12 protein-coding genes and 1 other annotated feature are annotated in these 10,195 nt (G+C 49.3%); of the genes, 9 read left to right on the top strand and 3 right to left on the bottom strand.

Annotation, left to right across the window (positions count from 1 at the left end; genetic code table 11):
- Complete coding sequence (locus KPHS_p101410) at nt 1-645, top strand: hypothetical protein (RefSeq protein YP_005220948.1); 645 nt, start codon at nt 1-3, stop codon at nt 643-645.
- Between the two features lie 313 nt (nt 646-958).
- Here KPHS_p101410 and KPHS_p101400 read toward each other — a convergent pair whose 3' ends face one another.
- Nucleotides 959-2,152, bottom strand: a complete 1,194-nt coding sequence (locus KPHS_p101400) for a Chromosome segregation ATPase (protein ID YP_005220947.1) — start codon at nt 2,150-2,152, stop codon at nt 959-961.
- A gap of 22 nt (nt 2,153-2,174) precedes the next feature.
- Nucleotides 2,175-2,519 carry a hypothetical protein gene (locus KPHS_p101390; RefSeq protein ID YP_005220946.1) on the bottom strand — a complete coding sequence of 115 codons (345 nt, stop codon included), beginning with the start codon at nt 2,517-2,519 and terminating at the stop codon, nt 2,175-2,177.
- Between KPHS_p101390 and KPHS_p101380 the strand changes: the two genes are divergently transcribed.
- Entirely contained in the window at nt 2,518-2,673 is a 156-nt protein-coding gene (locus KPHS_p101380; RefSeq protein YP_005220945.1) for a hypothetical protein, read from the top strand. The two genes, KPHS_p101390 and KPHS_p101380, sit on opposite strands and share 2 nt — an antisense overlap.
- Before the next feature lie 383 nt (nt 2,674-3,056).
- On the opposite strand, the gene KPHS_p101370 is transcribed toward KPHS_p101380, so the two are convergent.
- Nucleotides 3,057-3,173 (bottom strand): hypothetical protein, encoded by a 117-nt coding sequence (locus tag KPHS_p101370; RefSeq protein ID YP_005220944.1) that lies wholly within the window; start codon nt 3,171-3,173, stop codon nt 3,057-3,059.
- Here KPHS_p101370 and KPHS_p101360 point away from each other — a divergent pair.
- The 7 genes from KPHS_p101360 (at nt 3,172) to KPHS_p101300 (ending at nt 10,098) form a co-directional block, all read left to right on the top strand.
- Entirely contained in the window at nt 3,172-4,257 is a 1,086-nt protein-coding gene (locus tag KPHS_p101360) for a putative exonuclease subunit 1 (protein YP_005220943.1), read from the top strand. The two genes, KPHS_p101370 and KPHS_p101360, sit on opposite strands and share 2 nt — an antisense overlap.
- A complete protein-coding gene (locus KPHS_p101350; RefSeq protein YP_005220942.1) occupies nt 4,257-4,490 on the top strand; it encodes a hypothetical protein in 234 nt (77 codons plus the stop codon). Before KPHS_p101360 ends, KPHS_p101350 begins: the two co-directional genes overlap by 1 nt.
- On the top strand, nt 4,487-5,845 hold the full coding sequence (locus tag KPHS_p101340) for a putative exonuclease (protein ID YP_005220941.1): 1,359 nt from the start codon (nt 4,487-4,489) through the stop codon (nt 5,843-5,845). Before KPHS_p101350 ends, KPHS_p101340 begins: the two co-directional genes overlap by 4 nt.
- Nucleotides 4,487-6,404 (top strand) — a sequence feature (potential frameshift: common BLAST hit: gi|294502029|ref|YP_003565766.1| putative exonuclease subunit 2). (Overlaps the previous gene by 1,359 nt.)
- On the top strand, nt 5,820-6,404 hold the full coding sequence (locus tag KPHS_p101330) for a RecF/RecN/SMC domain protein (RefSeq protein YP_005220940.1): 585 nt from the start codon (nt 5,820-5,822) through the stop codon (nt 6,402-6,404). It overlaps the preceding feature by 585 nt. The genes KPHS_p101340 and KPHS_p101330 overlap by 26 nt, the downstream gene beginning before the upstream one ends.
- A 25-nt stretch (nt 6,405-6,429) precedes the next feature.
- Complete coding sequence (locus KPHS_p101320) at nt 6,430-7,140, top strand: hypothetical protein (RefSeq protein YP_005220939.1); 711 nt, start codon at nt 6,430-6,432, stop codon at nt 7,138-7,140.
- 9 nt (nt 7,141-7,149) lie between these two features.
- Nucleotides 7,150-7,719: a hypothetical protein gene (locus KPHS_p101310; RefSeq protein YP_005220938.1), complete on the top strand. Its 570-nt coding sequence runs from the start codon at nt 7,150-7,152 to the stop codon at nt 7,717-7,719.
- Nucleotides 7,720-7,794: 75 nt separating this feature from the next.
- Entirely contained in the window at nt 7,795-10,098 is a 2,304-nt protein-coding gene (locus KPHS_p101300) for a ribonucleotide-diphosphate reductase subunit alpha (RefSeq protein ID YP_005220937.1), read from the top strand.
- Nucleotides 10,099-10,195: the final 97 nt, after the last annotated feature.

The raw sequence follows: 10,195 nt of genomic DNA, 5'->3' as shown, positions 1-10,195 counted from the left end.
ATGGACTTAAAACGCACACGTTGGGTACGCCGTCTGGAAGACGGAACCTACACCATAGAATCAAACTCCACACTGAGCAACGAGAAGGTTCTCTGCAGCCTGTGTGGCATAGCCTCGAAGTGCAACATCAACGAGACCCGACTCAAGTTGCGTGACGCCGGCGTTAACTTCCACCTGAACAGCTGTGCCAGATACGTACCGCTGCTGGCATTTCGAAAACCGATCATCGGTCTGGATACCCCCTACTTCAACACTATGCGTTCAGGCGTTACCTGGCGTGACAGATTGACCGAGGGGAAGATTATCTGCCTGGTTGAAGCTGATACTGCGAAGATCCTTCGATTCGGTGTCGTGGATAAGGTTTACTCTGGGCCAGTTGATGAGATGCTGAGAAAGCACAGTCGATTCAATCACCTCTGTATGGGCGGAGAGAAGATCGAAAAAGTTGGTGAAGTGATCCGCAGATCCTATGGCCACTTCCTGAAAGAAGACAGCCTGCTCACTGCGATTTACATCAGACACATCAAACGGGACTTTGATATCGAGTATCACAGCGAAGAAGAACTCGATTTAGTCGACCCTCGGCCAAAAGCAGAAGTGTTTAGCATCGTAAATGCGCGTCAGAAGCTCTCTGACGAACCCTAAACGAAAAAAGGGGTCTTTACGCGAATACAAAATAGCGTAGCTTAGAATGCATCTGAGAAGCCAAGGGGGAGATATATGGACGATTTTTACTCAAGAGAGATTACTCTAGCTGATATGCCCTTTCTAATGCATGAATTCGAGCTAGGAACTCTCACACCAAAGCTTGTTTGTTCTGTTCAATGAGCCGACATTGCAGATACCAGCAAGTTAGCCATTAAGTACGAACTCTCTAAATCGACAGCTCTAGGCGTACCTTCTAAAAGCTATGAAAATCGACAAAACCACCAAAAAGGCGGTTTTGTCGTTCCGGGGATTAGAGAGCTTCTGCAAAACGTGGCTGTTTCTCAACTTTTACGGGCATCGTAAGGGCATCAGCTTTTTGTTTTCGCATTGCCACTGTTTCATGATAGTGCTGTGCGGTTGCCGTCTCAATGAAGTCCACATCATCACCTGCCACATCAAACACGGCTGCTTTGATGTCTTCCAAACTAACGTTAAAGAATTCTTTACGTCTGTTGATCAGATTAGTGCGGTTTTCAGCGAAATGTTGGTGTAGGGCATATTCCAATGCCGGAGCATCTTCACTGAAGATCATAGCATGAACATCAAACAGGAACGGCACAGATGCACTGCCCAGCTCGTCGACTCGGTCTTGAGGATCAAGGCGGCGTGTCATACCAATCTTAAAGACATTTTCACCAAAAGAGCCGATGTTGGAAATAACGTAAACGTGGCCCCGCTTGGTCTGTTGCGCCATGCTAAGTGCTTTTAATCCTTTCAACTCAGCTTCGGTAAGCGCTTCTTGCAAGGAATCGATTTTCTCCTGATACTTTTCGGCCTGAGCGGCGGTCATTTTCGCCAGTTTTTCATTCATTTCTTTCCGAGCTTTATCTAGGGCCTTCTGGGCGCGGCGTTCTTCTTCTTCAGCTTCACGAATAGCGCGCTCAATCTCTAACTGGGCTTTGCGTTCCTCGGCCATCTGGGCGCGGATTTCACGTTGTTCTTCTTTTTCTTCCTGCTTTTTGGCTCGGTATTCATAAGTTAAACGCAGCTCGGTCAGCTTAAGATCCAAGAAGGCATGATTAATGTAGATTTGGTTAACTTCATTGAGTTTATTCAATACATCAAAAGCTTTGTAAATGCGCGATTCCATGGTGTTGATGTTTTTGAATGTTACGTTGGCAATGGCTGCATCGCATTCACTGTTAAAGGCTCTAGCCGTCAGGTTGATACCTCGCGTTGTCATTTTATTCCCTTCGGCCTTTGAACCACTTACCGTCCATTCTGTGGTGCAGTAGATGGCCCCAAAAGTGGTCTTGTTACGAAGCAAATCTTTCTGCTGTTGTCGATTGTTACGGATAGATGCCTGGAAAAGTTCCGATGTATCGAAATCGAAATGTGGCGCGTAGAAGCCCATTTCTGCAAAATCCATATCCTCTTTGTAGATAGAGAGCGCAGACTCCAGTTCGTCATACGTGATTTTCTTATCGGCGTAAGAAGCGCGCAAAGTTTGGATCTGTTGTTCAATTTCATCTTTTTCTGCGAGCTGCTTGGCAACGGTTTGCTGAGTCTACATTACTGAGTTTTTCAGCAGCCGTTCGGGCATCTCCTAAGACCGCATTGGCTAAGTCTCTAACAAACTTCGCATCTGTTTCGCTTACCGAAATGATGTTGGCTGCTTCCGTCTTCGCTTGAGCCACGATGCGCGCCGCTTCATCTTCGGCATCAATAATGGCGGCATAACGCGCCAATTGTGCTGCCTTATCGGCAGAATCAGCCCTAGCTGTTTTCAGTTTTTTCGCGTTAACAATTAGGGCCGTTAAAATGGTCACAAAAGCGATAGCCCCTGCGATCGAATAATACATAACGTTCATGGAGGATAACCTTGATGAGATTTTTTACCGGCGCACCCGCCCGGCTGCTGTAGGAGAATATACTTGTCCGATGTTGTCTCAGCAATTTTATAATTTACAACTTTTGTCGTTACGGGGTTTGGATCAAAAAGCCAACGCTAACGTGGGCTTTTAAATTTAGTCTTTCCTGGCTGATGATATCCATTTCCTCGTGACTGGCCGATGTCGACTTATGGGTACAGGAGTACTTTCCAGCATACTTTTCCCTTATAGCTGACCAGAAATGGCCTTCTACTAGCGGCCAATGCAAAATCAATAGGTTGTAACGGAACATTATATATTTTAATTCATGTGGTTCTCGGATAACTGAATCGAAGGTGAAATCCAATCTTTCGATGAGATTTGCTCCTCACTCATAGCAGACTCCTCTCACATAAATCATCATGCATTTTCACCTTGTACTTATGGAGTCGAGCTCACAGCAAGGCCATGCTAGTAGCTTAGATCTTACTCAAGTGACTCGCTCTAATTTATAATGATAGGTATGTACTTACTTATCTATTTTGCCATAATATTCCACCTGTAGATTTTCTGATTTGCCGTGTTTACTTGGTTTATGGCCTGTTTTACATGCTTAGAATCTATATCAAAATAACCACAAAGGAAAATACACATGACGTTGCCATATGGGGTGATCTCCGATCCCCATTATCACAAATGGGATTCATTCTCGACGACCGATGCAGATGGTCTCAACTCTCGGCTGGCTATTCAGTTGGAGGCTACAAAAGAAGCGGCCATCGCTATGAAAAAAGCGGGCTGCACCCACATGCTGGTGGCCGGCGACACATTCCACGTCCGCGGAACCGTATCCCCTACCGTACTCAACTACGTCTCCGATGCCTATGAGTGGATCGTCAAAGATCTGGGGCTCAGCGTTGCGATGCTGGCTGGCAACCATGACCTCGAAACGAACGACTCTGTCTACAGCGCTAACGCCGCTGCAGCGCTAAAGTCGATTGGTGTACAGATCGTCTGCGGTCGTAAGCCACACAGCATCGAATTGGGTGACGTCACCGTCCATATGGTGAGCTGGCGAAACAACCACGCCGAGTTAATTAGCGACCTGAAAGCACTTCGTGCGCGGCTTGACGGGGATCTGCACGACGTCGTGATTCATACCGCCATCAACAAAGCTATCCCCACAATGCCTGATGTTGGCATCGATGCGCAGGAGCTGAAAGATATAGGCTTTCGCCTGGTACTGTCCGGCCATTACCACAACCACAAGGAGGTGATCCCCGGCGTTATCAGTGTCGGCGCGCTGACGCACCAAAACTGGGGGGACGTAGGTTCGCTGGCGGGCTACATGATTGTGAACCCAGACGGCTCGTTCAGTCATTTCGAAACCTCGGCGCCGAAATTCGTAAACCTGGAAGACGATGTGGATGACAGGCAGATACACGGCAATTACGTGCGCTTCCGGGCCGTCGTCGAAAACGATGAGGAAGGCATCAAGTTGCAGAACGTCCTGAAATCCATGGGAGCGAAAGGTGTTGTATGCAACTTCATTCGCAAGGGCTCAATGATGGAGGGTACCGCCAGTACCTCAGAGACCAGCAAAATCGACAGCCTTGGCGAGTCTGTTTCTGCTTACTGCAAAATCGTTCATGACACAGACGGTGGATTTGACCTAACCAAACTGAATGCCTTGTGTCAGGAGATCCTCACCGAAGCGGAAAGTGCGGAGGCGGTGTAGTGACTTCCTCCCACAATAATTTCTGGGATTTCATCCAGATGATTAAACGGCTTGAAAGCGGGGAGCCCGTTTTATTCCAGAAGCCCTATCCGCCAGAAGGAAACCCACAGGCGTTTTACCTTGGTCAACTAACGAAACGTGGCCTCTTGTCACGCAACTCCTTCCCGGCACATACGGAATACCGCCTTCGCAAAGGGCAGAAATTGACTAAAGCAATTCGAGGCAAAGCATGAAATTTTTAACGCTCGAAGTGGAAAACTTCATGGCGCTGGCAAACGCCAAGGTCGAGCTTGATCAGCGTGGGCTGGTGCTCATCCAGGGTGTTAATGCCGGGGACTCATCGGCCGCCAGCAATGGCGCTGGCAAATCAACCCTCATGAATAGTTTGATGTGGTGTATTTATGGCGAGACATCCCATGGCGTTAAAGGTGACGACGTTCTCTCTACGGGCCATGAGAAGAACTGTCGAGTAAAAGTCACCATTGAAGACGAAGGTAAACGCTACGCCATTATCCGTCACCGCAAGCATAAGGAATTTAAAAACCGGCTTATTGTCCGTGGCGAAGACGGCGACATGACAAAGGGTAAAGATTCGCTCACCCAGGAGTTTGTAGAGCGACTGATCGGTGCGTCAAAAGAAGTATTTATGGCATCGATCTATGCCAGTCAGGAGGCGATGCCTGATTTGCCTGGCATGTCGGATAAAAACCTCAAAACCATCGTAGAAGAGGCTGCCGGCGTCGATCGTCTCACCAAAGCCTACGCGATTGCTCGCGAACGAGCCAACGCAGCTGCCGCACGCATGGAGACCACTAAAACCAAGATGGACGCCTGCTTGTCTCTGGTCGAATCGGCCCAGAATGAGCTGGAGTCTGCCAAAACCTCTTCTGAAGCCTGGGAGCGAGACCGCAGCGAACGGCTTGATGTCGCCCGTGCCGATCTGGTTGGGGCGGAAGTCACGCTCACTGAGGTCGAAATGGAGTTGCGCAGTCTGCCAGAGCAGATCCGCGATACTGAAAATGCCATCGGTAAAGAGCGGGAAAAACTTGCGTCCAAAGAAGAACATGACGCCAAGCTGGTTAAGGTTCGTGGAGCGATCACTGATATACGTGCCAGCATCCGCATTACTGAAAACATCCAGAAGGAAGCGATGCAACGTGCTCGCGCATTCAAGGTGAAAGCGGAAGAAGTAAATACCAAAGTCGGTGAGCCGTGCCCTACCTGTGGCAAGGCTTATTGCGTTGAAGATCTGTCCACCGTGAAGGAGAGTTTTGTTGAACAGGCGCGCAGTGAGATCAGCCAAGCGCAGGCATCTGCAACGTCAGTGGCTAAATACCAAGAGCATCTTGAGAAGGCGCTCAAAATCGAATCATCACTTGTCGCCAGTACACCAGATGTGTCTGCCATTATTTCCCGAATCGAACAACTGACTAAAGAGCTGGGAACGCTTCGTCATCGGGAAAAAGAAGTCGTGGCTGTAGAAGCTTTGGTTGCCCGGGCGCGGAGCGAAGTAGATCGCATTACCAAAGAAACTAACCCATTTCTGGCTGTCATCAAACGCCATGAACGAAAGCCTGGCTGCCAATAAATCTAACTATGGTGTACTTAAAACTGAGTTAAAGAATATACAGGAGCAGGCTCTGCTGCTTGATAAAGCGCGCCAGGTCTACTCTCCTGCCGGCGTTCGCTCGCATATCCTGACCTCCGTGACGCCTTTCCTGAATGCCCAGACAGCGGAATATCTCAATACACTGTCGGACGGAAACATTGTGGCGGAATGGTCAACGATGGAATCAACCAAGAAGGGCGAGTGGCGCGATAAGTTCAATATCAGCGTGCGCAAGATCGGCGCCAGCAAAACCTTCCAGACATTGTCAGGTGGCGAAAAACGCAAAGTGCGCATTGCGTGCTCCCTGGCTCTGCAGGATCTGGTGGCCAGCCGCGCGAGCAAGAACATCGAGCTGTTTATCGGTGATGAAATTGACGATGCGCTGGATACTGCCGGGCTGGAGCGTCTGATGGGTATTCTGGAAGCAAAAGCGCGCGAGCGCGGCACGGTGATGATCATTTCTCACAAAGAAATGAAGTCATGGTTCCGGGAAACCACCACCGTGGAAGTGAAAGAGGGTCGCAGCTATGTCGTTTAACCTAAGCCGCACGCAGTTTTTGCAAATGTTTGCTGTGATGCAGTCATTCAGACTGATTAACAGTTATACCGCTGCTAGGGTGGCTCCTGGTGTAGGTTGGCAAAATCTCAATATTGAGACGGAGCAATTTACGGCTCTGATAGATCTGCTTTTCAAGACCCCGTTAATGCCAAGCCTGAAATCGATGCCGCCAGAGAGCAATGCGCCCATTCTGATCAACCCATTTTCGAAAGGTGGCTATCTTCCACACTCTGGGCCTGGGTTCTTGGTGATCCCGGAATCATCTGCGATGGTTATCGAAGATGATGTGCTGTACGGGGCAATAGAGGCGCATACCAGCAGTGCGTTTACTAACCTGACTCGACTGGCAAATGCACGTGCGGGGCAGGTTGCAATGCCAGGCAAGGCATTTGCTGGCATCAATTTCAATTGCGATTCACATGGGAGATTTCCAGAAAGAGGCGAATTAAGCTTTGAGACTGAAGATGGTGATAAGGCAATGGTTGAGTTCTCTGTCCCCTATGTACTTCGTTCTAACAGGATGGTTGCGCGTAAGCTGATAGATATCATGTCCTACTTCATCGGGCAGAGCATGATCGACGCAGACATAGAAAATGGTGTGCTGACCAGTGACAGCATACACGTGGTGAGCAGCATTCCAGAGCCCGTTCGCAAGTCTCCAGTTAAAACCCTGGAAGAGAAATTAATGGAATGCCCGGTATGGGCAACATGGTAAGGAAACTCTATGAGTAAAGTGATCAAAGTAGTTGGCGTCGACCCTTCAATGAGCAACTTCGGGCTGGCCATTGGTACGCTGGATCTGGATACAGACAAACTTGAAATCCATGGTCTTGAACTGGTTGAAACCAAAGCCGGCGGAACGAAGAAAACTGTCAGAGTAAACAGCGATGATCTGCGCCGGGCTAAAGAAATCTGGCGCACCGCCAGGCCAATCATTGAACAGGCCCATATGGTGTTTTGTGAGCTACCGGTGGGTAGTCAAAGCTCTCGCGCGCAGACTTCTTACGGTGTGTGTATCGGCGTTCTTGCTTGCGTTGATAAGCCACTTATCCAGGTTACGCCAAATGAAATTAAGCACTACGTCGGGAATAAACTGACCACATCTAAAGAAGAGATCATCCAGTGGGCGGTTACAAAACAGCCTGATGCCCCTTGGTTGCGTCGGAAACAAGCGGGGAAAGATGTACTAGTTGCCAAGAATGAGCACCTGGCTGATGCCATAGCTTCGATATATTCTGGAATGCAGACAGACCAGTTCCGACAAGTCCGCGACGTTCTTAAAGGGATTTTATAATCCTCAATTGATAGGTAAGTACTTATTTAATACTATAGGCCACTACATTTAGTGGCCTTTTTTGATGGGTGATACATGATAAGGATTGTCAAACGTAATGGCTCCACAGAGCCGCTATCCGAAGAGAAGTACAACCGCGTCGTGATGTGGGGGGTAGAAGGTATACGTAACGTAAGCGCCTCTGCCGTAGCCATGGGCGCCGCCGCGAGCATTTTTGACGGCATGACAACTTCGCAGCTTCATGAGGCATTGGTTAAGTCGGCTGCAGATCTGATTTCGCCTGAAACTCCGAACTACTCCCAGGTCGCAGCACGTCTGAACATGTTCAAAATTCGCAAAGATGCCTTCGGCGAATTCGCTTACCCAAGTTTCTATCATCATATCGTCAGCAACGTCAGCCGCGGCGTTTACGATGAGGATTTGCTTAAGTTTTACTCCCGCGAAGAGATCGCAGAACTTGGCGTGTATATCAAACCCATGCGTGACGAACTCTTTGGTTATGCCGCAACTGTTCAGCTGGCGAGTAAGTACCTCGTCCAGAACCGAGTCACTGGCGAAATTTACGAAGCCCCGCAGCAGCTGTATATGCTGGTGGGTATGTGTCTTTTCCAGAATTGGGAAGATGGTTGTGCCGGCAAAACACGTCTGGAAATGGTGAAGGGGTTCTATGACGTCACCAGTACATTCAAATTGTCTCTGCCCACCCCAATCATGGCCGGCGTCCGTACCCCGACGCGCCAGTTCTCCAGCTGCGTTCTGATTGAGTCCGAAGACAGTTTGAAAGGGATCAGCGCTGCGTCCTCTGCCATTATCGATTACGTGTCGCGTCGTGCTGGCATTGGAATTGGTTTTGGCCGACTGCGTGCATTGGGGAGTGAGATCCGCAATGGAGAAGCCACCCACACTGGCGTAATCCCCTTTCTGAAACACTTCCAGACCGCTGTGAAATCATGCTCGCAGGGTGGCGTTCGAGGGGGCGCAGCGACGGCTTTCTACCCTATTTGGCATTTGGAAGTTGAAAGTCTGCTGGTATTGAAGAATAACCGCGGCATCGAGGAGAACCGTGTTCGTCATCTGGACTATGGCGTAATGATCAACCGCCTGATGTATCGCCGCCTGGTACGCAACGAGAATATTACGCTGTTCAGCCCGCATGATGTACCGGGGCTCTATGATGCTTTCTTTGTTGATCAGGACAAATTCGAAGCGCTGTACCTGCAATATGAAGCTGATGAGAGCATTCGCAAGAAATCCGTTCCCGCTGTTGATCTGTTCTCAACCCTGATGCAGGAACGAGCCTCTACCGGCCGCGTGTATATTGCGAACGTTGACCACATGAACGAACACGGCGCCTTCGATCCGAAAGTCGCTCCAGTTCACCAGTCAAACTTATGCATGGAGATTACGCTGCCAACTAAACCGCTGGCGTTTACCGATGACCCCGATGGTGAGATCGCCCTTTGCACACTGTCTGCGTTTAATCTGGGGGCATTACGCTCACTGGACACGCTGAAAGAGGTTGCATTCTATGCGGTGGCTGCGCTCGATTCCCTACTCGACTATCAGGATTACCCGATGGCCGCAGCGGAAATTCCGGCAAAAGCACGTCGTAGTTTGGGCGTCGGCGTTACCAATCTTGCGTACTATCTGGCGAAGAACGGATTTAACTACTCTGATCCGGCCGGCAACCAGCTGGTGCATGAAACGTTTGAAGCGATCCAGTATTACCTGCTTGATGCAAGTTGCCGGCTGGCGGAAGCCAAAGGTGCCTGTGATTGGTTTTCCCAAACTAAATATGCCCAGGGACAGCTGCCGATTGACCATTACCGCAAGTCGCTTGACGCTAACCCTGATACGTCCTTTGAGCTGAAAATGCCTTGGGAAGAGCTGCGCGACCGCATACGCGAATATGGTCTGCGTAACTCTACCCTGACAGCTCAGATGCCGTGCGAAACGTCCAGCCAAATCACCAACTCCACAAATGGTATCGAACCGCCGCGTGGTCCTGTTTCCGTGAAATCATCCAAAGACGGCATTGTGAAAATGGTGGTTCCGGACTTTGCTGAGCTGAAAGATCAGTACGAGTACCTTTGGGATATGCCGGATAACCGCGGCTATCTGACCAAAGTTGCGATCATTCAGAAGTTCTTTGACCAGGCTATTTCAGCCAACACCAACTATGACCCTACTCGCTTCCCGGGCGACAAGGTTCCAATGATGAAGTTGCTTGAAGATCTGCTCTTCGCTTATCAGCAAGGCGTGAAGACGCTTTATTACCACAACACACGAGATGGTGCCGGTAAGCGTGAAGACGATGATCTGGCCTCTGTTGCGTTGGTTGAGCCAGAAGATGAGTGCGATGGCGCATGCAAAATCTAATAAGCGTGGGGAGATATCCCCACCTTTCACTTCATTGAATGCCTCATTTTAACCAATAAGATAATAATTTGTTTAGAAGTGCATCTAATCAAATTGT

Origin of the sequence: Klebsiella pneumoniae subsp. pneumoniae HS11286, assembly GCF_000240185.1 — a bacterium.
Taxonomy (GTDB): Bacteria; Pseudomonadota; Gammaproteobacteria; order Enterobacterales; family Enterobacteriaceae; genus Klebsiella; species Klebsiella pneumoniae.
Note: the sequence above shows the minus strand (reverse complement) of the source record. Positions and strands in the feature narration are given on the sequence as shown.

Bases quoted from the DNA above. Each gene is read 5' to 3' on its own strand.
- KPHS_p101410 (YP_005220948.1), top strand. From the start codon at position 1: ATGGACTTAAAACGCACACGTTGGGTACGCCGTCTGGAAGACGGAACC.
- KPHS_p101380 (YP_005220945.1), top strand. From the start codon at position 2,518: ATGGAGGATAACCTTGATGAGATTTTTTACCGGCGCACCCGCCCGGCT.
- KPHS_p101390 (YP_005220946.1), bottom strand. From the start codon at position 2,519: ATGAACGTTATGTATTATTCGATCGCAGGGGCTATCGCTTTTGTGACC.
- KPHS_p101360 (YP_005220943.1), top strand. From the start codon at position 3,172: ATGACGTTGCCATATGGGGTGATCTCCGATCCCCATTATCACAAATGG.
- KPHS_p101370 (YP_005220944.1), bottom strand. From the start codon at position 3,173: ATGTGTATTTTCCTTTGTGGTTATTTTGATATAGATTCTAAGCATGTA.
- KPHS_p101340 (YP_005220941.1), top strand. From the start codon at position 4,487: ATGAAATTTTTAACGCTCGAAGTGGAAAACTTCATGGCGCTGGCAAAC.
- KPHS_p101330 (YP_005220940.1), top strand. From the start codon at position 5,820: ATGAACGAAAGCCTGGCTGCCAATAAATCTAACTATGGTGTACTTAAA.
- KPHS_p101320 (YP_005220939.1), top strand. From the start codon at position 6,430: ATGTTTGCTGTGATGCAGTCATTCAGACTGATTAACAGTTATACCGCT.
- KPHS_p101310 (YP_005220938.1), top strand. From the start codon at position 7,150: ATGAGTAAAGTGATCAAAGTAGTTGGCGTCGACCCTTCAATGAGCAAC.
- KPHS_p101300 (YP_005220937.1), top strand. From the start codon at position 7,795: ATGATAAGGATTGTCAAACGTAATGGCTCCACAGAGCCGCTATCCGAA.